Source organism: Streptomyces sp. NRRL S-244 (assembly GCF_000717915.1).
In the GTDB taxonomy this organism is placed as follows: domain Bacteria; phylum Actinomycetota; class Actinomycetes; order Streptomycetales; family Streptomycetaceae; genus Streptomyces.
In genome coordinates this window covers 238994-263601 of sequence record NZ_JOCX01000012.1, presented here as the reverse complement: position 1 = coordinate 263601, position 24608 = coordinate 238994, and the positions used below count along the sequence as shown (strand labels likewise).

The 24608-nt window shown below is 74.8% G+C and carries 19 protein-coding genes; 10 read left to right on the top strand and 9 right to left on the bottom strand.

What is annotated here, in order from left to right:
* Positions 1 to 99: 99 nt before the first annotated feature.
* Positions 100 to 831 carry a phosphatase PAP2 family protein gene (locus IF02_RS0117690; protein ID WP_051696293.1) on the bottom strand — a complete coding sequence of 244 codons (732 nt, stop codon included), beginning with the start codon at positions 829 to 831 and terminating at the stop codon, positions 100 to 102.
* A gap of 773 nt (positions 832 to 1604) precedes the next feature.
* On the opposite strand from IF02_RS0117690, the gene IF02_RS0117685 reads away from it, so the two are divergent.
* From IF02_RS0117685 to IF02_RS0117675, 3 genes are all read left to right on the top strand, one after another.
* The gene (locus tag IF02_RS0117685) at positions 1605 to 2852 is read left to right on the top strand and encodes an MFS transporter (RefSeq protein ID WP_030157990.1); all 1248 of its coding nucleotides are present in this window, start codon (positions 1605 to 1607) and stop codon (positions 2850 to 2852) included.
* Positions 2853 to 3013: 161 nt separating this feature from the next.
* Complete coding sequence (gene surE, locus IF02_RS33175) at positions 3014 to 3952, top strand: 5'/3'-nucleotidase SurE (protein WP_051696292.1); 939 nt, start codon at positions 3014 to 3016, stop codon at positions 3950 to 3952.
* On the top strand, positions 3949 to 5568 hold the full coding sequence (locus tag IF02_RS0117675; protein WP_051696291.1) for a carboxylesterase/lipase family protein: 1620 nt from the start codon (positions 3949 to 3951) through the stop codon (positions 5566 to 5568). Before surE ends, IF02_RS0117675 begins: the two co-directional genes overlap by 4 nt.
* 37 nt (positions 5569 to 5605) lie before the next feature.
* On the opposite strand, the gene IF02_RS0117670 is transcribed toward IF02_RS0117675, so the two are convergent.
* The gene (locus tag IF02_RS0117670; protein WP_037836522.1) at positions 5606 to 6679 is read right to left on the bottom strand and encodes a DUF2330 domain-containing protein; all 1074 of its coding nucleotides are present in this window, start codon (positions 6677 to 6679) and stop codon (positions 5606 to 5608) included.
* A gap of 117 nt (positions 6680 to 6796) precedes the next feature.
* Between IF02_RS0117670 and IF02_RS0117665 the strand changes: the two genes are divergently transcribed.
* Positions 6797 to 7279, top strand: a complete 483-nt coding sequence (locus IF02_RS0117665) for a hypothetical protein (protein WP_158708506.1) — start codon at positions 6797 to 6799, stop codon at positions 7277 to 7279.
* Here the strand turns inward: IF02_RS0117665 and IF02_RS0117660 are convergent.
* From IF02_RS0117660 to IF02_RS0117640, 5 genes are read right to left on the bottom strand one after another with little or no spacing between them, the layout of a single operon-like run.
* Positions 7237 to 7947 (bottom strand): HAD family hydrolase, encoded by a 711-nt coding sequence (locus IF02_RS0117660; RefSeq protein ID WP_420708167.1) that lies wholly within the window; start codon positions 7945 to 7947, stop codon positions 7237 to 7239. The genes IF02_RS0117665 and IF02_RS0117660 overlap by 43 nt on opposite strands.
* Positions 7944 to 9053 carry an ABC transporter ATP-binding protein gene (locus IF02_RS0117655; protein WP_030157980.1) on the bottom strand — a complete coding sequence of 370 codons (1110 nt, stop codon included), beginning with the start codon at positions 9051 to 9053 and terminating at the stop codon, positions 7944 to 7946. The genes IF02_RS0117660 and IF02_RS0117655 overlap by 4 nt, the downstream gene beginning before the upstream one ends.
* Positions 9054 to 9058: 5 nt before the next feature.
* Positions 9059 to 10018 carry an ABC transporter permease gene (locus IF02_RS0117650; protein WP_078622144.1) on the bottom strand — a complete coding sequence of 320 codons (960 nt, stop codon included), beginning with the start codon at positions 10016 to 10018 and terminating at the stop codon, positions 9059 to 9061.
* A complete protein-coding gene (locus IF02_RS0117645) occupies positions 10006 to 10917 on the bottom strand; it encodes an ABC transporter permease (protein ID WP_030157976.1) in 912 nt (303 codons plus the stop codon). The genes IF02_RS0117650 and IF02_RS0117645 overlap by 13 nt, the downstream gene beginning before the upstream one ends.
* Positions 10917 to 12080: an extracellular solute-binding protein gene (locus IF02_RS0117640; RefSeq protein ID WP_030157974.1), complete on the bottom strand. Its 1164-nt coding sequence runs from the start codon at positions 12078 to 12080 to the stop codon at positions 10917 to 10919. Before IF02_RS0117640 ends, IF02_RS0117645 begins: the two co-directional genes overlap by 1 nt.
* Positions 12081 to 12340: 260 nt before the next feature.
* Here IF02_RS0117640 and IF02_RS0117635 point away from each other — a divergent pair, with 260 nt between their 5' ends.
* On the top strand, positions 12341 to 13087 hold the full coding sequence (locus IF02_RS0117635) for a GntR family transcriptional regulator (RefSeq protein ID WP_030157972.1): 747 nt from the start codon (positions 12341 to 12343) through the stop codon (positions 13085 to 13087).
* Between the two features lie 4 nt (positions 13088 to 13091).
* Here IF02_RS0117635 and IF02_RS0117630 read toward each other — a convergent pair whose 3' ends face one another.
* Positions 13092 to 13937, bottom strand: coding sequence for an NAD-dependent epimerase/dehydratase family protein (locus tag IF02_RS0117630; RefSeq protein ID WP_030157970.1), 846 nt, complete (start codon positions 13935 to 13937; stop codon positions 13092 to 13094).
* 71 nt (positions 13938 to 14008) lie between these two features.
* Between IF02_RS0117630 and IF02_RS0117625 the strand changes: the two genes are divergently transcribed.
* Together IF02_RS0117625 and IF02_RS0117620 are read left to right on the top strand one after the other, a co-directional pair.
* A complete protein-coding gene (locus tag IF02_RS0117625; RefSeq protein WP_030157969.1) occupies positions 14009 to 14893 on the top strand; it encodes a LysR family transcriptional regulator in 885 nt (294 codons plus the stop codon).
* Positions 14890 to 16533 carry a hypothetical protein gene (locus tag IF02_RS0117620; RefSeq protein WP_030157967.1) on the top strand — a complete coding sequence of 548 codons (1644 nt, stop codon included), beginning with the start codon at positions 14890 to 14892 and terminating at the stop codon, positions 16531 to 16533. The genes IF02_RS0117625 and IF02_RS0117620 overlap by 4 nt, the downstream gene beginning before the upstream one ends.
* Here IF02_RS0117620 and IF02_RS0117615 read toward each other — a convergent pair.
* On the bottom strand, positions 16522 to 17235 hold the full coding sequence (locus IF02_RS0117615) for an ABC transporter ATP-binding protein (protein ID WP_030157965.1): 714 nt from the start codon (positions 17233 to 17235) through the stop codon (positions 16522 to 16524). The two genes, IF02_RS0117620 and IF02_RS0117615, sit on opposite strands and share 12 nt — an antisense overlap.
* Positions 17236 to 17432: 197 nt before the next feature.
* On the opposite strand from IF02_RS0117615, the gene IF02_RS0117610 reads away from it, so the two are divergent.
* The 3 genes from IF02_RS0117610 (at position 17433) to IF02_RS0117600 (ending at position 24594) form a co-directional block, all read left to right on the top strand.
* Complete coding sequence (locus IF02_RS0117610; protein ID WP_030157963.1) at positions 17433 to 20738, top strand: FtsX-like permease family protein; 3306 nt, start codon at positions 17433 to 17435, stop codon at positions 20736 to 20738.
* Positions 20739 to 20923: 185 nt separating this feature from the next.
* On the top strand, positions 20924 to 23620 hold the full coding sequence (locus IF02_RS0117605; RefSeq protein WP_030157961.1) for a hypothetical protein: 2697 nt from the start codon (positions 20924 to 20926) through the stop codon (positions 23618 to 23620).
* Positions 23617 to 24594, top strand: coding sequence for an ABC transporter ATP-binding protein (locus IF02_RS0117600; RefSeq protein WP_030157959.1), 978 nt, complete (start codon positions 23617 to 23619; stop codon positions 24592 to 24594). Before IF02_RS0117605 ends, IF02_RS0117600 begins: the two co-directional genes overlap by 4 nt.
* Positions 24595 to 24608 lie beyond the last annotated feature (14 nt).

The window sequence follows — 24608 nt, the reverse complement described above, 5'->3', positions numbered from 1 at the left end:
GGCCGGGGTGCGCTGGACGCAGGCCGGCCCCGGCCACAAGGGTATTGCGAATCTTGGACGACCGTCAATGATTCTCGATATGCGCGATACCCGCGCCCCTCACAGCCACAGGCTGTCGGCCGCCATCCGCTCGGCCTCGACCCTCAGCAGCGGTTCGAACGCCCTCCACAGCAGCATGCAGCTGCCGGCCCCGGCCAGCGCCCCGGCGAAGGTGTCGCTGAGCCACTGGGCGTGCAGCCAGGTCCGGCTGCCCATCATGGCGAGGACGTACAGCGCACCGAAGACCCACCACCAGCGGCGGGCCCGCGGGGGGAACACGAGGACGGCGGCCACCATCACCAGCGCCACGGCGGTGAACACCTGGCCGGAGGGGAACGAGCCGTCGTTGACCAGGACCCACGGATGCGGCGGGCGGGGACGGTCGACGAGCTGCTTGAGCGGGAGGACCACGAGCATGTTCGCCACGATGCCGGCGGCGAGGGCGAACAGCCCCGACCGCCAGCGCCCGTAGACGCACAGGCAGCCGACCAGAGCGATCGGCAGGACCGTGCCGATCGGGCCGCCGAGGCGGTCGAGAACGGTGGCGAAGCCGGTGAGGCCGTCGCCGCGCGAGCCGTTCACGGAGGCGGCCCAGGTGTCGTCGAGCCCCTGGAAGAAGGGGCGTTCGGCGATGGAGATCAGGAGGCCGATCAGCAGGGCCCCGAGGAGGAGGGCGGCTCCGAGGGCGACCGCGTGGCGGGGCGGCGGCGCCGGGAGGTGGTGCCGGGGAGCGGGGATCAGGGACCGGGATGCGCGGTGCGCGGGCGGGGGTACAGCGGAGGGGCGTGGCATGACGGGCCTTTCACGATGGCCCCCCGGGCGGTGGGGGCACGCGGGGAGCAGGCAGGCACGGGCGGATGGAGGACTTCACGGCGGCGGCGCGGGGACCGGGCACCTGGGATCCCGGCGACCAGGGACCCCGGAGACGCCGCCCCGAACCCCCGAGACCCCCGAGACCCCGAGGGCCCGGGTGACCAGGCACGCCGGGGACACCGGGGACCCCGGGGACGCGGAGACCGGGGACCCCGGAGACGCCGAAGACGCCGGGGACACGGGACGTCGGTGACACCCGGCGGCCGCGGACCAGGGACTTCGGCGGCCGCGAGCCGGGGACGCAGGGGATGCCAGACAGGACGGCCGGCAGGCAGGCCGGCAAGTCGGCCGGCCTGCCGCGGACCCTCCCGGCGAGCGGCGGCGGGAGTCGTCGCGGTGCGGCACGGAGTATTGCGTATTCGTGACCGCCGCCACAAGCGCAAGATGGATTCCGGACACAATTTCCCTGCTCAGTGGCCTTGAGGGGGTGGTTACACGTCCTCGCACCCTCGACCGTCCATCGATCACGATCCGCATACCGCCCGGCCGCAACCTCTAGCGGGGCTCCGGATTGGGTGCTACACAGTGTCCAAGCGCCGAAGGTGACACGTGTAACAACATCACGTGAAGCGTCATCGCCTGCCGGGCCACCCCCGGGCGCGCCGCCACACCCATCGAAGCCGCAGGTTGCGCCCCCTCCCCCGCGCCGCACCTCCGCACCCCCTTCTCGCTCCGTCCCCCGAGGAGTCGTCATGGCCCAGAACGAACTCATCGACCCGCCCGCCCAGGCGGATCCGGAACCTCCCCGCCAGCGCGCGCTCCTGCCCCTGCTGCTGGTCGCGAACTCCGCCCTCCTGGCGGTCTACATGGGCGTCGGATCGATCCTGCTGCCCACCCAGATCGCGGAGATCGACCCCGCCAACAAGGTCGCCGTACTCGGTGTGATCGGCGGGATCAGCGCGGTCTTCGCGACCGCCTTCAACCCGATGGCCGGCGCCCTCTCCGACCGCAGCGGCCGCCGCAACCCCTGGATCCTCGGCGGCGCCTTCGCCGCGCTCGCCGCCCTGGCCTTCCTCGGTTACGCGACCACCGCGCTGCTCGTCGGCATCGGCTGGTGCCTCGTACAGGCGACGATGAACGTCTACCAGGCCGCGGTCACCGCGATCGTCCCCGACCGGGTGCCCGTCGCCCGGCGCGGCACCGCGTCCGCGCTGGTCGGGCTGGGCCTGCCGATCGGCGGCACGGTCGGGGTGCTGATCGCCTCCGCGACCGCGGAGCACCTGCGCACCGGGTACCTGGTCTTCGGCGCGATGGTCGCCGCCTCCGCGCTGCTGCTCACCACCCTGTGCCGGGACGTACCGCGCACCGGTCCCGCCCCGGCCGCGGTCTCGAAGAAGGCCCAACTGGCGGCGTTCCTCTCCGCGTTGGCCAACCACGACTTCCGGTGGGCGTTCATCGGCCGGGCCCTGATGGTGCTCGGCTACTTCTCCGTCGTCGGCTACCAGCTGTACATCCTGGACGACCACATCAGCCTGCCCGCCGGGCTGACCCCGCCCGCCGCGATGGCGGTGCTGACCCCCGTGTCGATGGTCGCGATGGCCGTCTCGACCGTGGTGGGCGGGATGCTGTCCGACCGGTGGGACCGCCGCAAGGTGTTCGTCGCCGTCTCGGCCGCCCTGGCCGGGCTCGTCATGGTGGTCCCCGTGATCAGCCCCACCTGGACCGGCATGCTCGTCTTCAGCGCGCTCAACGGGCTCGCGTTCGGCTGCTTCATGGCCGTCGACACCGCGCTCGTCACCCTGGTCCTGCCCCGGGCCGAGGACGCCGCCCGCGACATGGGCGTCCTCAACATCGCGAACGCAGGGCCGCAGATCATCGCCCCCTTCGTCGCCTCGGCCGTCGTGAGCGCCCTCGGCGGGTACACCCCGCTCTTCCTCGTCGGCGGGGCCCTCTCGCTGATCGGCGCACTCGCCATCCTCCCGATCCGCAGCGTGCGCTGATCACTGCCGGGTCGCCGCTTCCCGCACCTGCCGGCGGCCCGGCTCCCGGACTCCGGCGGGCGCATGCCGAGGGTCGTGCGCCCGCCGGTCCCCACCCCCGCACCCTCACCGCACTTCAGCGCACCTTCGCCTCCTTCCCTCCCTTTTCCAAGGAGTCCCCTGTGAGACGCAAGCGAGTCCTGCCGCCGGCCGTGCTCATCCTGTGCACGGCGGCCCTCGCGGGTACGGCCCCCGCGGTCGCCTCGCCGCTGACCGCGCCCGCACCCGCACCCACACGGCCCGCGGCAACTCCCGCGGCCCCGCTGCGCATCCTGCTCACGAACGACGACGGCTACAACGCGCCCGGCATCCGCAAGGCGTTCGAGCGGCTGACCGCCGCCGGGTACGACGTCACGATCGTCGCCCCGCTCACCAACCAGAGCGGCACGGGCACGAAGATGATGAGCGCCCCCACCATCGCGGTCAAACACCCCGAGCCGAAGGTGTGGGCCGTCGACGGCACCCCCGGTGACGCCGTGCTCTTCGGCCTCTCCGAGGTCTTCGAGGGCCGCGCCCCCGATCTGGTGGTCTCCGGCACCAACTTCGGCCCGAACGTCGCCGGTCTCGCCACCCACTCCGGTACGGTCGGCGGCGCCGTCGCCGCCCTCGAGAGCGGCGTCCCGGCCATCGCCCTGAGCACCGGTGGCATGGCGGCTCCCGACCCGACCGCCACGATCAACGCGATGGGCCCCACCATGGACTTCGCGGTCAAGCTGATCGACCGCCTGCGCACCCGGGCGAGGTCCGGACCGCTGCTGCCCAAGGGCGTCGGCCTGAACGTCAACCACCCGGTCGTCGGCGCGGACGGCACGGGCACCGCCGCCGGCGTGGCCGCGACCTTCCAGGACCCGCAGGCCCCGCTCCAGCCGGACTTCACCGACTCCGGCGACGGTACCTGGAAGGTGAACGTGCAGTTCCGCCCGCAGCCGGCCGCCAAGGGCGGTGACGTGGAGGCGGTGAGCGCCGGCAAGATCGCCATCAGCCCGATGAACGCCGACTGGAACACCGGACCGGCCGAGTTCGCCGCCACCGCGGCCCTGCTCGCGGGAATCCGCCCGTGAGCAGGCCGCGTACGAGCACGGCGCGGTCGCTGCTCACCGCCGCCTGCGCCGTGGCGGCCCTGCTCACCTCGGCCCTCCTCACCTCGGCGCTCCCCGCCGCGGCGACCACGAGGGCTTCGTCCGACGGATCCCCGCGCCCGCTGGCCAGCGTCGCGCAGGGCGTGCTGCGCGGCCAGACCCGCGACGGCGCCCAGGAGTTCCTCGGTGTCCCCTACGCCGCTCCCCCGGTCGGGGACGCGCGGCTGCGCCCGCCGCAGCCCCCGCGCCGCTGGACCGGGGTCCGCGAGGCGGTCCGACAGGCCCCGGCCTGCCTGCAGTTCTCGCCGTTCGGGTTGCGCGATCCGCAGGCCGTCAGCGAGGACTGCCTGTACCTCGACGTGTACCGGCCCCGCGCGGCCCGGGCCGGAGCCCGGCTGCCGGTGATCATATGGGTGCACGGGGGTGCGTACAGCCAGGGCACGGGAACGCAGTTCGGCGGCCGCACCATGGCCGATCTCACCGGCAGTGTCGTCGTCAGCATCAACTACCGGCTGGGGCAGCTCGGTTATCTCGGGCTGCCCGAGATAACCGGCCAGAACGCACAACGCTCGGGCTCCTTCGGGCTGATGGACCAGATGGCGGCGCTGCGCTGGACCCGGGAGAACATCGCCGCGTTCGGCGGGAACCCCGGGAACGTCACGGTCTCGGGGCAGTCCGCGGGCAGCGGTTCCGTCTGCGCGCTGCTCGCGGCGCCGTCGGCGGCCGGGCTGTTCCACCGGGCCGTGCTGCAGAGCGGGCCGTGCACGCTGCTCGGCACGCCGGACGGCGCGCGGGCCGAGTCCGAGGCGCGGGCCTTCGCCGCGGGCGCGGGCTGTACGGATCGGGACGCGCTGGCCGCGTGTCTGCGCGGCGCTTCCGGTACGGCCCTGGTCGAGGCGGCCCGTACGGTGCCCACCTCGGGTCCGGCGTCCGGTGACGGGCTGCTGCCGGTCGATCCGGCGGCGGCCATCGGGAGCGGGAAGTGGAACAAGGTGCCGGTGATGATCGGGAGCACCCGCTCCGAGGCGCGCCTGTTCGTGGCGCTGACGCAGCCGTACCTGACGCAGGAGCAGTACACCGCGCAGGTCCTGGCGGGGTACGGGGCCGCGGGGCCTGAGGTGCTCGCCCGGTATCCGGTGGCGGCGTACGGGTCCCCGTACCTGGCGCTGTCGGCGGTCATGACGGACTCGACGTTCGCGTGCCAGACGGCGTGGACGGCGCAGCTGTTCGCCGCCCAAGTGCCCACGTACGTCTACGAGTTCGACGATCCGAACTCGCCGACGCTGTACGGGGCGCAGGTACCCGGCCTGGACGAGTCGAACGCGCACAGCGCGGAGCTGGCGTACTTGCACGACTTCACCATGGGCGAGCGTCCGCTGGCGGCTGACCAGGTCGCGCTCGCGACACGGATGAAGCGCTACTGGGGTGCGTTCGCGCGCTACGGAGCCCCCGTGGTGCCGGGTCAGACGGCATGGCCGCCGACCGGGTCCGGGGGTACGGTCCTCACCCTCGACCCCGCGGCGACGCGGACGGGCACCTCGTTCGGGTCGGACCACCAGTGCGCGTTCTGGAAGACCCAGCCACCCCGGCCGCTCTGAGGCCGAGCGCGGCCGCGGTACGGAGCAGGGGAGGGCGTCAGGCGCTCGCGGTACGGGACCCGCGGCGGCGGAGGGTGAACGCGGTCGCCGCGAGGGCGGCGACGAGGACGGCCGCGACGGTCAGCAGCCAGGCCGGGATCCCCCCGACGGTGATCAGTTCTCCGTGGTAGATCACCTTGCGGTACGGGGTGTCGGCGGCCGTGGCGCGCAGTTCGTGGTCCCCGTCGATGCGGCCCGGCTCCGGGAACTCCTGGTCGATCGCCGTCAGGAACGCCGGCTTGCCGCCGGTCAGTGCGGCGAGGCCGTCCTGCGGGGTGACCTCGCCGGCGAAGGTGACCTTCGGCTTGGCGCCGCCGATCGCGGAGGCGGGCTCCATCCGGTGGTCGGCCAGGATGTACAGGCCGAGCGACTGCGGGGTCTTGGCCAGCCGGGACAGCCGCATCGGGTAGACCAGCCGGTTGCTGTCGAAGCGGATCTTCAGCGGGTCGAGGGTGCCGGTGAGGGTCTTGCCCTGCTGACGGGGGGCGAGGCGTACGGCGACGTACTCCCACTTCTGGTCGACGTAGGGCTTCAGCTCGGTGGCGAGCCCGTCGGGCAGCTTGAAGCCGTTGGCCTCCAGCCAGTTGCGCAGCGCGTCGGGGTCGGTCGCGGTCAGGCGCGCGACGTCGAAGTCGCCGAGCTGCTCGCGGCCGACGACGCCGACCGCGGGAGCGCCCGCGCCGGGCAATGCGGCTCCCACGGAGTCGCCATTGGTGGAGGAGAACGGCCAGTCCCGGTCACGCGGCCAGAAGTAGCCGCGGGTCTTGTACTCGGGCCGGGTCAGCCAGGTCAGCTGACGGAACATCTCCCCGTCGCCCAGCTCCACCGTCGCCCGGCCCGGCACCGGCATGATCCAGGCCGCCCGCGGGGCGTCCCCGCGGACGACGAACCGCATGACGATCTGTTCCGTACGGCCGTCGAAGCGTACGACGGAGGTCTCGCGTTCGACGCCGATCCGGGCGTACCCCTCGGGGATCATCGCCCCGCAGCCACATGCGTACGCCGGGCTGATCAGGGATCCCAACTGCGTCGCGAGCAGGGCCAGCAGCAGGGCGGCAATTCTTCGTTTCATCCACACGGGGTCTCAGACGAAGGCCCCCGTGATCCGGTTCCGGCCGGGCGGTCACAGGACCGTTCCGACTGGCGGAACCCCCTGGTCAGGCCGGTTCCCGATCCCCATACTGCTCGCATGAGAGGGACGGACAGCACGCCGCGCAGCAGCCCCCTGGTGCCCGACGCGGTGGGGGCGGAGATCGGCCGGCACGACTGGGAGGCCGTCGCCTGCGGCTGCGGCCGCGGCGCGGGGCATCTCGTGGACACCCTGTGGGCGGCGGCCGAGGGACATCCGGCAGCCTTCCGCGCCCTGGAGGGCCACGCCTTCCTGTCCGGCCGGCTGCACCCGCCCGCTCCCGCGGTGTGCGGGGTGCTGATGGCCGTGTGGTCGGCGGGCCCGCCGCGGCTGGCCACCCGCGAGGCGCTGCTGTGGACGCTGCTGTCCCTGCTCGGCACCGAGGACGACGGGTCCTCGCACGAGGCCGGGCTGTACGGGCAGTGCGCGGCGTTCGTCCGCGCCGGTCTGCCCTCGCTGCGCCACGCGGCGGCCGCCGCTCCGGGCTCCGTGTCCGCCGCCTACGTGGACGGCGTGGTGGAGTTGCTCGGCCTGGGCTCCTGAGGCGGAACGCCCGCGGCGGCGCCGAGGCAGCTCCGCAGCAGCTCCGGGGTGACGTCCTCCAGGGACCGCGCGAAGGTGCGTACGGGCGAGGCCGGCACCTCCAGCAGCGACGGCACCACCACGACCCGGCACCCGGCGGCCTCCGCGGAGGCCGCGCCGTCCGGCGAGTCCTCCACGGCCACGCAGTCCCGTACGTCGGCGCCGAGCCGCTCGGCGGCGCTGCGGTACGGGTCCGGGTGGGGCTTGGTCCGGTCCGTGTCGTCGGCGGACAGCGTGAACACGAACGGGACGTGGGCCAGCGAGCCGCCGACGACCGAGTCGACGACCAGCCGCGGCGAGGCGCTGACGAGGGCGAAGGGCACGCCCTCCGCTTCGAGCGCGGCCAGCAGCCGCCGGGCGCCGGGCCGCATCGGCGCCCCGGCCTCCACCCGGCCGAAGAAGTCCGCGGTCAGCGCCTGCGCCACCTCGGACGGGTCTCCCCCTCCGGAGACCCGTACGAGGTGGGCGGCGGTGTCCTCGACGGCGCGCCCCACGACCTCGGGGGCGTCCGCGTCGGTGAGTTCGTGGCCGAGGCCCTGCGCGACCTGCTCGGTGGAGCGCCACCACAGCACCTCGGTGTCGACCAGGGTGCCGTCCATGTCGAACAGGACGGCCGCGAGGCCGCTCACGCGGACCGGGCCACGACGAGTACCGGGCGCTCGGCCAGGCCGACGGCGGCCCGCGCACCCGGCGACAGCTCGCCCGCGTCCCGCGAGGGCAGGTCGGCCTTGACGGAGGTGCCGCCGGGCAGGTCGAGGTGGAGCCGGGTCACCGCGCCGAAGAAGGACGCGGAGACCACGGTGGCCGTGCCCTCGGGGTCGGCGGTCGCGGTGACGTTCTCGGGCCGGACCAGCACCTCCACCTCCCGGGTGGCCGTCGGGGCGGGGCCGTCGACGGGCAGCCGGGTGCCGGCCACCTCCACCAGGCCGGAGTCGGTGAGCCGGCCGGGCAGCCGGTTCATGGTGCCGACGAACTCGGCGACGAACGGCGTCGCGGGGCGCTCGTACAGCTCGGCGGGGGCCGCGCACTGCTCCAGGCGGCCGGCGTTCAGGACGGCGACCCGGTCGGCCATCGACAGCGCCTCCTCCTGGTCGTGCGTGACGAACACGGTGGTGATGCCGAGGGAGAGCTGGAGGCGGCGGATCTCGTCGCGCAGGTTGGCCCGTACCTTGGCGTCGAGCGCGGAGAGCGGCTCGTCGAGCAGCAGGACGCGGGGGCGCAGCGCCAGGGCGCGGGCGAGGGCCACGCGCTGCTGCTGGCCGCCGGACATCTGGTGCGGGTAGCGGTCGCCGTGCTCCGGCAGGCCGACCAGGTCGAGGAGTTCGGCGGCGCGCTCGCGGCGCTGGGCCGCGCCGACCTTGCGTACGCGCAGGCCGAAGGCCACGTTGTCGCGGGCGCTGAGGTTCGGGAAGAGGCTGTACGACTGGAAGACCATCCCGGCGTCGCGCCGGTTGGCCGGTACGCGGGTGATGTCCTGTCCGTCGACCAGGACTTCACCGGAGTCGGGCTGCTCGAAGCCCGCGACCACGCGCAGTGCGGTGGTCTTTCCGCAGCCCGACGGGCCGAGCAGGGCGACGAGTTCGCCCGGCTCGATGGTCAGGTCGAGCCCGTCGAGGGCTACGGTCGAGCCGAACGCCCGCCGCAGGCCGCGGAATTCGACGCGCGCGCCCGGCGCGGAGCCGGCGCGGTCGTCGGAGCCCTCGGACTGCCTGGCCGCGGGAAGGGTGGTGGACATGGAGGTCAGGACTCCTTGCGGGAGGTGGGGGACGTACGGGGCGCGGAGGACACCGTGGCGGGGTTGGTCCCGGCCCGCGAGAGGACGAGCAGCAGCAGCCAGGTGATGAGGAGGCTGAGGATGGAGACGGCGACCGACATCCGGGCGTGGGCACCGGAGATCGTGACGATCCACACGGCGAAGGGCCTGAAGCCCAGCAGGGAGGCGATGGTGAACTCGCCGAGGACCAGCGCCAGGGTGAGGAAGGCGGCTCCGGCGAGCGAGGCCCGCAGGTTGGGCAGGAGCACGCGCAGGACCACGTACGGCCAGCTCGCGCCGCAGCTGCGGGCGGCCTCGACCAGTGTCGGCACGTCGATGGCGCGCAGGCCCGCGTCGAGCGAGCGGTAGACGAACGGCAGCGCCAGCACGGTGTAGGCGAGGACCAGGACGACGGGGAACTGCTCGTTCTGCACGGCCAGGAAGGTCTGGTAGAGCGGGGTCCGCGACAGGTGCTCGGGGCCCCAGCGCAGGACGGTGGTGATGCCGGTGACCAGCGCGATCGGCGGGACCACCAGCGGCAGCATGCACATCACCTCCACAACCGGGCGCAGCCGCGGCGAGCCGAGGCGTACGGCGACCAGGGCGGGCACGGCGAGCAGCAGGGAGGTCGCGATGGTGGCGGCGGCCAGGCCGAGGGAGAGCAGCATGCTCTCGGTGAACCCGTCGGCGGCGAGGAGCTGGGTGTACGCCTCGAAGCCGATGCCCTGGCCGGGCACGTGCACGGTGAAGACGAAGGAGGCCAGGAGCGGGACGAGGAAGTACGCGCCGGCCAGCAGGAGTACGGCTCCGCGCCAGACCCGGGGACGGGGGCGGCGGCGCGGGGGGCGGACCTGCGCCGTGACGCCGGTCGGCGCCGCACCGGAGTCCGGGGCGGTGTCCCCGGTCTCCGGGGCGGTCGGTGCGGGCGTCGGGGTCATCGCAGCCATCGGGCGCTCCGTCGCTGGAGGGGCAGGTAGACCGCCATGACGAGGCCGGCGATCAGGATCATGTCGAGGCCGAGGGCGAGCGCCACGTTCTCCTGTCCGGTCAGCACGTTGCCGGACAGCGCGTCGGCGATCTTGAGCGTGACCAGCGGTACGGAGCCGCCGACCAGGGCCGCGGCCGTGGCGTGCGCGGCGAAGGCGGTGCCGAAGAGCAGCACGAACCCGCCGAGCAGGGAGGGCGCCAGGACCGGCAGTCCGACATGGCGCCAGAACTGCCATCCGGTGGCCCCGTTGTTCTGGGCGGCTTCGCGCCACTGCGGGCGCAGTCCGTCCAGCGCCGGGGCGATCACGAGCACCATGAGCGGGATCAGGAAGTACAGGTAGACCACGGTCAGGCCGGTGAAGGAGTACAGGTTCCAGCCGAATCCGGTGAGATCGGCGAGCTGCGTGACGACCCCGGAGATGCCGACGGTGGCGATGAACGCGAACGCGAGCGGCACGCCGCCGAAGTTGGCGAGGACGCCGGACGCGGTCAGCGCGGCGCTGCGCAGGGCCTGCGACCGGGAGGTGACCACGGCCTGCGCGATCAGGACCCCGAGCACGCCGCCGGTCAATGCGGTGAGGGCGGAGAGCTGGACGCTGCCGATGAGCGAGTCGAGGTACGGGCCCTGGAGCGAGCGCGAGAGGTGCTCGCCGGTCAGCCGGGTGGCGCCGGTCGACGGGTCGGTGCGGGTGACCGCGCCGAACGCGATGGCGCCGAGCGGGATGCCGAAGCAGAGCCCGGTGAAGGCGAGGAGCGGGAGGGCGGCCAGCCAGGTGCGCGGGCCGCGCCGCCGGCGGCGGCTGGTGGTGCTGCCGCCGGCGGTCCCCTCCGGGTGGGAGGTGGGGGTGGAGGGGGACATCAGGAGAGGGCCTTGTCCCACTTCTCGGCGAGGGTGGCCTTGGCCTTGTCCAGCTCCGCGGAGGCGGGGAAGGCCGGGGTGCCCTGGATCTGCGGGAGCTTGGCGGCGGCGTCCTTGTCGACGGTGCCGTCCTGGGTCATGACCGGGAGCAGGACCGCGCGGGCGTGGCCCTTGAGGTAGAGGTTCTGGCCCTCGGCGCTGTACAGGAACTCCATCCACAGGCGGGCGGCCGCCGGGTTCGGGGCCTCCTTGTTGACGGCCTGCGAGTAGTACTGGGCGTAGACGCCGTCGGTGGGGACGGCGACCTTCCAGTCGACGCCCTTGCCCTTGAACTGCTCTGCGTAGCCGGCGTTCAGGTAGTCCCAGTCGATGGAGATGGGCGTCTCGCCCTTCTCGACGGTGGCCGGGGTCGACTCGACCGGGATGAAGTTGCCGTTCTTGCGCAGCCGGCCGAAGAAGTCGATGCCGGGCTGGATGTCGGCGAAGGAGCCCTTGTTGGCGAGGGCGGCCGCGTAGACGCCGCCGAAGGCGGAGCCGGACTTGGTCGGGTTGCCGTTGAGGGCGACCTTGCCCTTGTACTCGGGCTTCAGCAGGTCCGCGAAGGTCGTCGGGCAGTTCGGGATCCTGGCCGCGTCGCAGCCGATGGAGACGTAGCCGCCGTAGTCGTTGTACCAGCGGGCGTCGGCGTCCTTCTGGCCGGCCGGGATCTTGTCCCAGGCGGTGACCTTGTACGGGGCGAACAGGTTCTCGCCGGCGCCGCTGCGCGCGAAGGCGATGCCGAGGTCCATGACGTCGGGGGCGCGCTTCTGGCCCTTGCGGGACTTCACGGCGGCGATCTCGTCGGCGCTGGAGGCGTCCGGGTTCTCGCTGTTGACCTTGATCTTGTACTTGGCCTCGAAGGCCTTGATGATCTCGCCGTAGTTCGCCCAGTCCGGCGGCAGCGCGATGACGTTGAGCTGGCCCTCCTTCTGGGCGGCCGCGACGAGGGCGTCCATGCCGCCGAGGTCGGCTGCCGAGGCGGCGGCGCCCGGCTGGACCTTGGACTTGCCGTCGCCGGCGGTGCCGGCGGCCTTGTCCGGAGCGGCGCCACACGCGCTGAGCGTGGTGAGGACGGCGGCGCTGAGCAGTACGGCTGCGCTACGGCGGGCGGAGGAACTGAGCACGGTCTCTCCCGGAGACGGGTTCCTGACGGGGGTCGACTTGTCTGAACAAGTTGGCTCCAGTTCGCCCGGCCTCGCTATACGGAAGATGAACGGGGGCTGGACCGCGGGGCACGAGTCGTGGAAGAGACGAGATTGACCGAAAGAAGCCGTGACAAGGAGGGTGTAATGATCTTCAACGCCCTGGTTGGCGGACCCGTCGGGATACGGTCGACGGCGTCAGGTGACACACCACGGCCGACGGCTTGGGGGCGGAGTACGGCATGGGCACGATCCGGTATCTGGAGATCGCCGGCGCGCTGCGCACGGCGATCCTCTCCGGCGAGTACGCGGTGGGCGCCCAGCTGCCCTCGGAGAGCGATCTCGCCGCCCGCTGGTCCGCCTCGCGCGGAACCGTCAGGCAGGCGGTGGCCACGCTCGCCGCGGAGGGGCTGATCGGCTCCCGGCAGGGCGCCCGGAGGATCGTTCTGCGCCACGAGCGGCGGCACAGCTTCGGCGAGCTGAACAGCTTCGCCCAGTGGGCCGAGGGGCTCGGCCAGGAGGTCACCAGCCGCTTCCTCTCCCGGGTCCGCCGGCCGGCCACCGCCGAGGAGGCGGAACGGCTCGCGCTCGCGCCGGACACCGAGATCCTGGCCGTACTGCGGCTGCGGCTGCTCGACGGGGAGCCCACCATGGTGGAGCGGACCGCGTACGCCGACTGGGTCGCGGCCGCGGTCGAAGCGCTGCCGGACGACGTCCGCTCGGTGATGGACAGCCTCGCGAACGACTCCGCGATCGTCGCCCACTACGGCGAGCACCTCATCGACGCGCTGCCGGCCGGCAGCGAGGACGCGCGGCTGCTGGAGATCCGGCGCGGGAGCCCGCTGCTGCGCCAGCGGCACGTCTCGGCCACCGCCACGGGTCGCCCGATCGAGTGGACCGACGACCGATACCGCGCCGGCAGCGTCACCTTCAGTGTGAGCAACTCGGCGGTAGCCACTCCCCTGGAGCGCCGTACGGGCGAGGGCTGACGGCTCAGCGCGCGAGCTCGGCGGCCGCTTCGTCGATCGCCCCGGGCAGCCAGTCGGCGACCGCGCCGAAGCGGTAACCCAGGCCTGTCGCCCGGCTGTTGTCGAGGGCGTAGTCGCGGTCGAAGGAGAACGGCGAGGCGGGGGCGCCCGGTTCGACGATCCGCAGGCGAGCGGGGCGGCCGACCCGCTCGGCGACCAGCGCGCACAGCCCGAGGACGTCCAGCGTCCCGTGGGACGCGGCGTCGACGACGCCGGTGAAGGACTGCCCGGCCGTCCACTGCAGGAACCGCGCGATCTCGTGGTGGTGGACGAACGAGGTGGCGTACGGGGCTTCGTGGACGTCCACCGGGGTTCCGGCGGCGGTCCGCCCGACGTAGTGCGCGAGGCGCCCGGTGAACTCCTGCGGGCCGCCGCCGAGCACGTGCGCCGTCCGCACCGCGGTGAAGCCGAACGGGCCGCCGCCTTCGCCCGCGCCGCGGAACACGGCCTCGGCCCGGCGCTTGCCTTCGGCGTAGGCGCGGGCCTCGGGGGTGGGTGGCGCCGGATCGTAGACCTCCATCGTCGAGGTCATCACGTACCGCGCGGTCCGGCCGGCGAAGACCCGGCGGGCGACGGCGGCCTGGTGCGGCGTGTAGCAGACCTGGTCGACGACGGTGTCGAAGGTGCGCCCGCCCAGGGCGGCGCGCAGCCGTCCTTCGTCGTCGCGGTCGGCGACGAGGCGGCCGACGCCGGGCGGCGGGGCGGCGGAGCCCCGGTTGAGGACGGTGACCTCGTCGCCCGCGTCGCGCAGGAGGCTGACCAGGTGTTTTCCGAAGTACCGGCTTCCGCCGATCACAAGAATCTTCTGCATGGGTTCGACTGTGCCGCTGTATCGTCCCCAGCAGAACCGATCACCTGCTGAACGGGTATGAAGGAAAACTGATGATCGATGTGCAGCGGCTGCGGATCCTGCGGGCCGTCTCCGAGCACGGCAGCTTCAACAAGGCGGCCCGGGCCCTGCTGCTGACCCCTTCGGCCGTCTCGCAGCACATCGCCTCGCTGGAGCGGAGCCTGGGCCACCCGGTGGCGGTGCGCAGCACCCGCGGGGTCACCCTGACCGAGCCGGGGCGGCTGCTGGTGGAGGCGGCGGAGACGATCTCCGCCGAGCTCGACCAGGTCCGCCACGAGATCGAGCGGCTGACGGCGGACCGGCCCCGGCTGACGGTGGCCACGTTCACCAGCGGCGGCCGGCGGCTGCTGCCCGCCGCGCTGGCCGCCTTCGTGGCGGCGCACCCCGAGGTGGAGCTGATCGTACGGGAGGCCGAACCGGAGGCCGCCGTCCCGATGGTGCGAACGGGCGGGGCCGACCTCGCCCTGGCCTACCACTTCGACGGTCCGCTGCCCCTGCGGGGCGGGCTGGACTGGACACCGCTGATGGACGATCCGCTGTGGCTGGCCCTGCCGCCCGAGCACCCGCTTGCCGGCCGGGACTCGCTCGCCCTGCCCGAACTCGCCGCGGACCGCTGGGTGTTGGGCTGCCTGAAGACGGAGGCCTACCTGCGCCGGTACGCGGGGCTCGCGGGCTTCGACCTGCGGGTGGCGGCCTCCACCACCGACTACTTCTTCGCCCAGACCCTGGTGGCCGCGGGCGTCGGCGTCGCGCTGATCCCGCACGTGTCGCTGGCCCCGGAGACCTCGGTCGCCCTCGTGCGGGTCGAACCGCCGCGCCCCGCCCGGCACATCGGCGTGGTCACCCCGCTCCGGCGGCGCCCGCACCCGTACGCGGCGGCGTTGACGTCGGCGCTGGCCGAGGCGGTGGAGCGGTGAGCAGGCACCTGCTGGCGGGTCTCGCCGCCAACCCGGCGCTGCCGGACGAGCTGCTCGACCGGCTGATCGGCCGGCTGGCGGACGGGCTGCTCGCGCGCGCGGCCCCGGAACCGGACGAGGGCCCGGACGCGGGCTCTGACGCGGGCCCGGACGCGGGCGCGGACGAGGACGACGCGGAGCTCGGCCGGGCGCTGAGCGAGCGCACCGGCCTCGGGCCCGCCCGAGTGACCGCGCTCGCCGCGTGCGACGAGGACGCCGCGCTCCATCTCGCCCACGAGGGCCTGCTGGACGCCGCCGGGGTGGACCCGGCGGCCCGGCCCGCGGTGGCCCTCGCCCTGCTGGACGAGGGGGTCGGACCACCCGGCTGGGCCCGCCTGCTGGCGGCCCATCCGGACCGCAGGATCCGCGAGGCCCTGACCTCCCGACCCGGTCTGCCGCCCGACGTACTGGAACGGCTCGCCGCCGATCCGGATGTCGAGGTGGTCGCCGAGCTGGCTCTGTGGACGACCGAGCCGTCCGTCGCCGCCCGCCTCGCAGCGCATCCGCATGCCGAGGTCCGCAGGGGAGCCGCCTCCAACGAGGCGACCCCGCCCGCCGCGCTGGCCGCGCTGATCACCGGCGAGGGGCTCGCTCCGGCGCGTACCTGCCTGGTCTGCGACCGCGAGGAGATCCCCTTCACGCACGATCCGTACTGCGCCCGGACGGACTGCGAGCTGCGCGGCGGCGCCGCCTGCGCGGGCGGGCACGAGTCGACCGTGCACGAGACGGTGCAGCAGGCCGCGCGGAACCCGGCCACGCCGGTGGCGGCCGCCGCCTCCCTCGTCGGCCATCCGTCCATGCTGATCCGCTGGGCGCTGGCCGAACGGGCCGACCTCCCGCAGGAGTTGTACGCACGGCTCGCCGCTGACCCGGTGCCCGGGGTGCGCTCGGAGGTGGCCGGGAATCCGGCGATCGGCGAGCCGCTGATCCGCGCCCTCGCGGCCGGCGGCGCGGACGGCGTCGCGGCCGACCTGGCCCGCAACCCGCGAGTGCCGCTCGACGTGCTCGCGCACCTGGCCGGGGTGGCCCGGATCGGGCCGGTCCTGCTCCCGCGGATCGCCACCGCATCGCCCGCCGAGCTCGCCGGAGCGGCCGCGTCGACGGATGCGCGCGTACGCAGGCTCGTGGGCGAACGTCGGGATCTGGCACCGGAGTTGCGCGACGCCCTCGCCGCCGACCCGGATGCGTCGGTGGTCAAGGCAGTCGCCCCGCATCCGGGTCTGTCCGAGGAGCTGCTGCGGGCCATGGTCGCGCGGCACGGCGTACGGGTCCTCGCGCGGGTGGCGGCCAACCCGGACGCCCCGCCCGCCCTGCTGGAGGACCTGGCCCGGCACGATCCGCCGGTGCGGCGGGCCTTCCGCGAGATCGCCGGGCACCCGCGTGCGACGTCCGCGGCGCTGCTGCCCTGCCTCGCCGACGAGAGGGCCCGTCCGCTCGCCGCCCGGCACCCCGCGCTGGCCCCGGCGGTCCTCCTCGGCCTGCTCGCGGACGCCGATCCCGAGGTGGCGCGGGCGGCGGCCGCCAACCCCGCGCTGCCGGTCGGCGTCATGGCGGGGCTGCTCGCGGACGGTCCGCGGGCGGGGGGCCGTTCAGGCGTCTGAGTCTTCGACGATCCGGCCGTCGCGCAGCTCCACCACGCGGTCCGCGAGTTCGATCAGGGCCGGGTCGTGGGTGGCGACCAGGGCCGTGACTCCCTCGCTGCGGACCACCGCGCGCAGCAGCTGCATGATCGAGCGGCCCGTCTCGGAGTCGAGCTGGCCGGTGGGTTCGTCGGCGATGATCAGGGCCGGCTCGTTGGCCAGGGCGCGGGCCACGGCCACCCGCTGCTGCTGCCCGCCGGAGAGCTCGCCGGGCCGCTGCTCGGCGTGCTCGGCGAGGCCGACCAGCGCGAGCAGGGTGCGGGCGCGCTCCTCGCGCTGCTTCGCCGGGATCTTCCGCATCCGCATCGGGACACCGACGTTCTCGACCGCGGTCAGGACGGGGATCAGTCCGAAGGACTGGAACACGAAGCCGATCCGGTCGCGGCGCAGCGCGAGCAGGCCCTGGTCGTCCAGCCCGGCGAGATCGGTGCCGTCGATTACGACGCTGCCGCCGGTCGGGGTGTCGAGGCCGCCGACCAGGTTCAGCAGGGTCGTCTTGCCGGAGCCGGAGCGGCCCTTGAGGGCGGTGAGCCGGCCGCGTTCGACCTCGAACGACACCCCGCGCAGGGCGTGCACCTCACGCTCGCCGCTGCCGAAACTGCGGTGCAGGCCTTCGGCCACGACCATGGGCGTCGCCGCCGTGTCGACCTGGTTCTGCGTCATGGTGTGGACTCCCCCTGGAATCGGCCGGCGATCGCCGCTGCGGTCAACGCAATCGCCTCAATCGCCCTCAATCGCTTCGTTTCGAATTTGTTCATCCGCCCCACCCTTCGCGCAAGACCCTTCCTTCACGCGTTCGAATCTGACAGCATCGTCCGCTATCCGGTGCCAGCGGTCCGGATGGGGGAGGAAAACGGCACATGCTCGGCTTCGTCGTGCGTCGGCTGCGCGGGCGAGTGCCGCTCGCCGCCGCCGTGCTGCTGACCGTATTGATCACCACGACCGTGCTGACCGCGCTGTCCGCGTTCACCAGCAGCGTGGGCGAGGCCGGGCTGCGCCAGGCCCTTCAGGGTCCGGACCGGGCCCGGACCACCGTCCTGGTCACCGGCGAACACGCCACGGCCGACCGCGCCAAGGACGACGACGCCGTACGGGCCTTCGCCGACGAGCTGTTCGGCCGGCTGCCCGTCGCCGTCGAGAGCGTGGCGCGCAGCCGTTCGTACGGGCTCCCCGGTGCGCGCACCCCCGGCCGGGACGCCGACCTGACCCTGCTCGCCGCCTTCGGCCATCAGAACGTACGCCTGCTCTCCGGCCAGTGGCCCGAGCCGGTCGGCGCGCCCGGCGGCCGGATACCGGTGGCCGTCCCCCGGGCGGCGCTGACCCGGCTCGGGCTGAGCCCGGAGGCGCTGCCCGCCGAGGTGCGGCTCGACGACCGGTACGGCGGCGCCCCGCTGACCGTGCTGGTCACCGGGGTGTACCGGGCGGCCGACCCCGACGCGCCCTACTGGCGGCTCGACCCGCTCGGCGGCCGGGAGCTCCAGGTCGGCAGTTTCACCACGTACGGCCCGCTGCTCGTGGACGACACGGCCTTCACCGCGGGCGGTCTGGTCCAGAACAACCGCGGCTCGCTCCTCACCCCGGACCTCGCCACCACCCACGGCTCCGACGCCGAGGCGATCCGCGGCCGTACGGCGGCGGCCGCCGAGGCGCTGAAACGCACCAGGTCCCTCCAGGCCAAGACCGAACTGCCGGAATTCCTCGGCGAACTGGCCTCGGCCCAGCTGGTCGCCCGGTCGACCCTGCTCATCGGCGCGCTCCAGCTCGCCGTCCTGGCCGGGGCCGCCCTGCTGCTCGTGGCACACCTCCTGACGGAGCGCCAGGAGGGCGAGCGCGTACTGCTCGCCGCGCGCGGTGCGTCCCGCCGCCGACTCGGCGCGCTGAGCGCGGCCGAGGCGATGCTGCTCGCCCTGCCCGCCGCCGTCCTCGCACCGCTGCTCACCCCGCCGCTGCTGCGCCTGCTCGGCGGGTTCGGCCCGCTCGCGCGGGTGCCGTTCGACACCGCCGGGACCTGGCTGCTGTGGCCGGTCGCGGCCGGCTGCGCCCTGGCCTGCGTACTGCTGGCCGCGCTGCCGGCCGTACTGCGCGGCGTGGCGGCCGCGGCCCTGCGCCGCAGCGGACGCCGCCAGGCCCTGGTGGCCGGGGCCGCCCGCTCGGGCGCCGACCTGGCGCTGCTGGCGCTCGCCGCCCTCGCCTACCAGCAGCTGTCCCGGCAGAGCGGGGACGGGCTCACGGCCGGTGCGGCGGCCGACGGCGGGCCGATCGGCGTGGACCCGGTGCTGGTGGCCGCGCCGACGCTGGCCCTGTGCGCGGGCACGCTGCTGGTGCTGCGGCTGCTGCCGTTCGCCGCGCGGCTGGGCGGGCGGATCGCCGCCCGTGGCCGCGGGCTCGGCCCGGCGCTCGTGGGCTGGCAGCTCGCCCGTCGGCCCGGTCGGGCCACCGGGCCCGTCCTGCTGCTCGTACTCGCCGTCTCCAGCGGGGTCCTGGCCCTCGGCCAGCACACGGCATGGTCCGCTTCCCAGCGCGACCAGGCCGAGTTCGCCACCGCCGGGGGGCTGCGGATCTCCGGCAGCGACCTCGCCGCGATGGGCCAGGCCGGCCGGTACGCGGCGCTGCCCGGAGGCGAAGGGGTGATCCCGGTGGTCCGGAAGCCGCAGGAGCTGCCGGGCGGGCGGGCCGCGCAGGTGCTCGCGCTCGACGCGGCCGCCATGGCCGAACGGGTGCCGCTGCGCGCCGACTTGCGCGACGGGCGCGGTATGCGGGAGCTGTTCGCGCCCCTGTCGCCGCCGCCCGGCTCCGGTGCGGGCGGCATCGCCCTGCCCGGGAAGCCGCAGCGCATCGACCTCGACGTTGAGCTGCGGGTGCCCGGCGGTGACAGCGGTCATCCCGGGATCGGGCTGCTGGTGCGCGACCGGTTCGGGCTGACCTACCGCACGCCGATGGTCCAGCTGCCCGCGACCGGGGCGGCCACCGCCTCGGTGGACCTCGGCGCGCTGACCGGCGCCCCGCTCGGTTCCGCCGCGGCTCCGCTGACCCTGGCCGGGATCGCGGTGTCGTACGGATCGGGCGAGGAGGGATCGGACTTCGGTACGGGTGAAGCGGCGGCCACCGGCGTGGAGTTGGCCGTACGGCGGCTGGCCGTGGCCGAGACCGCGGCCGGCCCGGCCCAGCCGGTGGCGGCCGCGGCCGGCGCGGGCGCGGGCGCGAGCCCGTGGACGCTTTCCGGGCCCGCCCTCACCGACGGCTCCGCCGCCGCGGAGCTGCTGCCGGGCGCCCAGGACGGCTCGGAGCTGCTGCGGCTGCGCTACCGGGGCGGCCGCGAGGCCAGGGCCGGGATCCAGCTGGCGCTGGCGCCTCCGGGTGCGCAGAGCGCCGCCGAGGTGCCGGGGATCGCCACCCGCGCCTACCTCACCGGGGTCGGCGCGGCCGTCGGCGACCTGGTCCCCGTACCGCTGGGCGGCGTGTCGGTGCCGGTGCGGATCACGGCCGCGATCGGCTCGCTGCCCGTGGCCGGGGACACCGCGCTCGCCGTCGATCTGGGCGCCGTGGGACGCCTGTTGGCGGCGGGTGGCGCGCGGGAGCTGCCCGCGCCCACCGAGTGGTGGCTGCCCGCGAAGTCCCCCGCCGACACCGCGCCGGCCCGTGCCGCGGCCGAACTGCGGGCCGGGGCCGGGGTGCAGCAAGTACGACTGCGCGAGGAGGTCGCCGCCGGGCTGCTGGACGATCCGCTGAGCGCCGGCCCGCAGAGCGCGCTGGCCGCCCTCGCCGCCGCCTGCGCGGTGCTGGCGGCGATCGGCTTCGCGGCCTCCGCGGCGGCGGGCGCCCGGGAGCGGGCCCGCGAGTCGGCGGTCCTGCTGGCGCTCGGGTCGCCCGGGCGGACCCTGGCCCGGACGGCGGCCGCCGAGAGCTGCCTGCTGGTCGGGCTCGGCTGCGCCGTCGGGGTCGGGCTGGGCGCCGCGATCGTCCATCTGGTGGTGCCGCTGGTGGTGCTGACGCCCGCCGCGCGCCGCCCGGTGCCGCAGGTGATCGTCGATCTGCCGAACGGCACGACGCTGCTGCTGACCGTCGCGATCGCGGCGGTGCCGCTGCTGTCGGCGGTGCTCGGCGGCCGCCGCGACCGGAACGCATCGAACGCGGCCGCCCGGCTGCGGCACGTGGAGGAGCTGTGACCAGGCCCGCAGACACCCCGGACGGCGCGCAGGACGGCGCACCGGACGGCCCGCCGGACCACGCGCCGGCGTCCGGTCCCGCCCGAGGGCCCGGGTCACGGACCGCAGACCCGTCCGCGGCACGGACCGCAGACCCGTCCCGGTCACGGACGCCGGACCCGTCCGCCGTCAGGCCGGCGCCGTGGGTGCGCACCCGGCTGCGGTCTGCGCCGTCGAGCGCCCTGCTCGCCGCGGCCCTCGCCTTCGTCGCCGTACTGCTCGCGGCCGCCCTGCCGCGCGCCGTGGACCGGGGCGCCGATCAGGCCCTGCGCTCGTTCCTCCACGACCGCGGTCCCGTTGCGACGAGCCTGCTCGCCACCTCCACCGCCCGGTACGGGAGCCAGTCCCCCGAGAACCTGGACTCCGTACGGAACGCGCTCCTCGCCCGTACCGGCGCCGGCTTCGCCATCGCCCCCACGGGGGTCGTCCACGGCACCCAGGCGTCCAAGCAGCGCGGCCTCGCCAACCCCGGACTGCCCAGCCCCGACGGCGTCCCGCCCCGGATGGACATGCTGTACCTGCGGGAGGTCGCCGCACACACCGAGCTGGTGGACGGGCGCTGGCCGAGCGGCGGCGCCCCGGGCGGGCCCGTGCCGATCGCACTGTCCCAGCAGGCCGCGCAGACCCTCGGCGTCCGGGTCGGCACGGTGCTGGAGTCCATCGCCAGCAGCTCCGATCCGATGAGCGCCGAGATCGTCGGCCTCTACCGGGCCACCGACGAGGACGACGTCTTCTGGGCCGGTCTGCCCTGCCTCACCCGTGCCTGCCAGGCCAACACCTCCACCGTTCCGCCGCAGCGGTACTGGCAGACGGCCGCCCTCGTCGGGCCCGACGGGCTCGACCGGCTCGGGCCGTGGGGCAACGGCGCCGAGGACTTCTGGCGGCTCCCGGTGGACACCGGCCGGCTGCGCGCCGACCTGCTGCCCGGCGTCGCCCGGGAGGTCGCCGCGTACGTGGGCGGCCCGACCGCGTCCGCCCTGCGGAGCACGACGCAGCGGAGCGACCTGCGGGTCGTCTCCCGGCTCCCGGAGCTGTTCAAGCAGACCGAGGCCCGGCAGCAGGCGGTCGCGCCGCTCGCCGCCATAGGCCCGGCGGGGGTCGCCGGGGTGGCGGCCGTGGTGTTCTGCCTGGCCGCCGCCCTGACCGGGGACCGGCGGGAGTCGGAGCTGCGGCTGCTGCTGGCCCGTGGCGGCTCGCCGCGCGGCATCGTCGGCCGGCTGCTCGGCGAGGGCGCCGTGTCCGTCCTGCCCGCCTCCGCGCTGGCGACCGTACTCGCGCTGTGGCTGCTGCCGACCCCGCGTGGGACCGCCGCCCTGCTCGCGGCCGCCGCCGTCACCCTGCTGGCGCTGCTCGCCTTTCCGGTACGGGCCGCCGTGCTGCTGTCCGCGCGGCGCCGCGGGCCGGCCCCGCGCCGACGGCTGGTCGCCGAGCTGCTGGTCGCCGCCGCCACCGCGGCGGCCGTGTTCGAGGTCCGCCGGCGCGGGGTCGCGCCGGCCGGTGAGGGCCTGGATCCGCTGCTGGTCGCCGCCCCGCTGCTGCTCGCGCTGTGCGGCGGTCTGGTGCTGGCCCGGCTCCAGCCCGTTGTGGTGGGGGCACTGGCCCGGGCGGCCGGCCGGCGTCCCGGCCTGGTCGGCTTCCTCGGCCTGGCCCGCGCCGCCCGGGGCACCGGCGGCCGGGCGCGCCCCCCGGTGCTGCCGCTGATCGCCGTGCTGCTGGCCGTGACCACGGGCGGGTTCGGGGCCACGGTGCTGGACTCGGTGGACACCGGCCGGCTGCGGGTGGCCCGCCTCGCCGTCGGCGGCGACGTGCAGATCGCGGCGCCGTACGGGGGCGCCCTGCCCCCGGCGATGGCGGAGGCCGCCGCCGCGCTGCCCGGCGTACGGACGTCGGTCGGGGTGTGGACGGACGACAAGGCGTTCGTGTTCGGCACCGTCCAGGGCTCCACCCAGGTCACGGTGGTCGTGGCCGAGCCGGTGGCGTACGCGGAACTGGCGAGGACCGTGGGACGGGGGCAGTTCGACCCGGCCCTGCTCTCGGGCAAGGGTGGCGGCGGCTCCGCCGACGCCCCGGTGCCGGCGCTGTTCAGCGGCGACCTGGCCAAGCTGGCGGAGGCCGGTACGTACCGGCTGTCGCTCGGCGACGGCGGCGAACTGCAGATCGGCTCCGTCGGCGTGGTCGACGGGACCCCGGCCAAGCCCGGGGCGGGCGGCGCCGTGGTCGTCCTGCCGGCCGGGCCGACCACCGCGCGGCTGCCCAAGACCGGCAACCCCGACCGGTGGCTGGCGACCGGGGAGGTCGACGGGGACCGGCTGCGCGAGGCCGTCCGGGCCACCGCCCCGGCGGACACCGCCGGGCAGTTCACCGTCCGTACGAGCGCCGCCACGGCCGCCGAGCTGGGCAGCGACCCGCTCCAGCGGTCGGCGGTCCGGCTGTTCTGGGCCTCGGTGGCCGGGGCCGCGGGCTTCGCGCTGCTGGCCGTACTGCTCACGCTGGTACGGGCGGCGCCCGAACGCGCCGCGCTGCTGGCGCGGTTGCGCACGATGGGGCTGCTGCCCCGGGACGGCATCCGGCTGATCCTGACGGAGGCGCTGCCGCAGGCGCTGACCGCCACCCTCGGCGGGGCACTCGTCGCGGCCGCGGCGGTCGCCCTGCTGGGGCCGGCCATGGACCTGTCCGCCCTGGTCGGCTCGACCGTGCCCACGGGGCTGCGCCTCACGGCGCCGCCCGTGCTGACCCAGGCACTGGGTCTGGCCTTCCTGGTCGCCGTGGCCGTGCTCGCCGAGGCGGCGATATCCGGACGGCGCCAGATCACCACCGAGTTGAGAGCGGGAGACCAGCGTTGAACAGCGACCAGCCGACCTACGAGGAGCTGCGCCGGCAGGCCGTGGCCGCCGCCGGACCGCGCACCGGGCGGGCCGACACCGCCATCGCCTGCGACCGCCTGGTCCGCATCTTCAGCGCCGACGGGGTCGAGGTGCAGGCCCTGCAAGGCCTGGAACTGACCGTGGAGCGGGGCGACCTGGTCGCTCTGGTCGGCGCGTCCGGCAGCGGCAAGTCCACCCTGCTGAACATCCTGGCCGGGCTGGACGTCCCCACGGCCGGTTCGGCCACCGTCGAGGGATTCGACCTGCTGGGGATGTCGGCGAAGGACCGGCTGCGCTACCGGCGCGAGGCGGTGGGTTTCGTCTGGCAGCAGACCGCCCGCAACCTCCTGCCGTTCCTGACGGCAGCTCAGAACATCGCCCTGCCCATGCAGTTGCGGGGTCGGCGCGGGCGCGGCGCGGCGGGCCCGCAGGCAGAGCGGGTCGCCCGTCTCCTGGAGGCGTTGGAGATCGCCGATCTCGCGCACCGGCGTCCCGCCGAGCTCTCCGGCGGCCAGCAGCAGCGGGTGGCCATCGCCGTCGCCATGGCCAACGACCCGGCGGTCCTGCTGGCGGACGAGCCCACCGGCGAGCTCGACTCCGAGACGGGAGCGGCGATCTTCGAGGCGTTCCGCACCGTCAACCGGGAGCTCGGCGCCACCGTGGTCATCGTGACGCACGACCCGCTCGTCGCGGGCGAGGTCCGCCGTACGGTGGCGATCCGCGACGGCCGCACCAGCAGCGAGGTGCTGCGCCGCACGGTCACGGACGAGCACGGCGCGGAGTCGGTGAGCGAGCGCGAGTACGTGATGCTGGACCGGACCGGCCGCGTGCAGCTCCCGCACAAGTTCCTGGAGGCGCTGGGCATGGAACACCGCGTGGCGGTCGACCTGGCAGCGGACCACATCGAGGTCCGCCCCGACACGGCGGAGGACCCGTCCGACGGGCCTGCCTGAGCCTCCGCTCCGGC

What these genes read in the sequence shown, in the direction of transcription:
- IF02_RS0117690 (WP_051696293.1), bottom strand. Translation starts at nt 831, where the DNA reads ATGCCACGCCCCTCCGCTGTACCCCCGCCCGCGCACCGCGCATCCCGG.
- IF02_RS0117685 (WP_030157990.1), top strand. Translation starts at nt 1,605, where the DNA reads ATGGCCCAGAACGAACTCATCGACCCGCCCGCCCAGGCGGATCCGGAA.
- IF02_RS0117670 (WP_037836522.1), bottom strand. Translation starts at nt 6,679, where the DNA reads ATGAAACGAAGAATTGCCGCCCTGCTGCTGGCCCTGCTCGCGACGCAG.
- IF02_RS0117665 (WP_158708506.1), top strand. Translation starts at nt 6,797, where the DNA reads ATGAGAGGGACGGACAGCACGCCGCGCAGCAGCCCCCTGGTGCCCGAC.
- IF02_RS0117655 (WP_030157980.1), bottom strand. Translation starts at nt 9,053, where the DNA reads ATGTCCACCACCCTTCCCGCGGCCAGGCAGTCCGAGGGCTCCGACGAC.
- IF02_RS0117650 (WP_078622144.1), bottom strand. Translation starts at nt 10,018, where the DNA reads ATGGCTGCGATGACCCCGACGCCCGCACCGACCGCCCCGGAGACCGGG.
- IF02_RS0117645 (WP_030157976.1), bottom strand. Translation starts at nt 10,917, where the DNA reads ATGTCCCCCTCCACCCCCACCTCCCACCCGGAGGGGACCGCCGGCGGC.
- IF02_RS0117635 (WP_030157972.1), top strand. Translation starts at nt 12,341, where the DNA reads ATGGGCACGATCCGGTATCTGGAGATCGCCGGCGCGCTGCGCACGGCG.
- IF02_RS0117630 (WP_030157970.1), bottom strand. Translation starts at nt 13,937, where the DNA reads ATGCAGAAGATTCTTGTGATCGGCGGAAGCCGGTACTTCGGAAAACAC.
- IF02_RS0117625 (WP_030157969.1), top strand. Translation starts at nt 14,009, where the DNA reads ATGATCGATGTGCAGCGGCTGCGGATCCTGCGGGCCGTCTCCGAGCAC.
- IF02_RS0117615 (WP_030157965.1), bottom strand. Translation starts at nt 17,235, where the DNA reads ATGACGCAGAACCAGGTCGACACGGCGGCGACGCCCATGGTCGTGGCC.
- IF02_RS0117610 (WP_030157963.1), top strand. Translation starts at nt 17,433, where the DNA reads ATGCTCGGCTTCGTCGTGCGTCGGCTGCGCGGGCGAGTGCCGCTCGCC.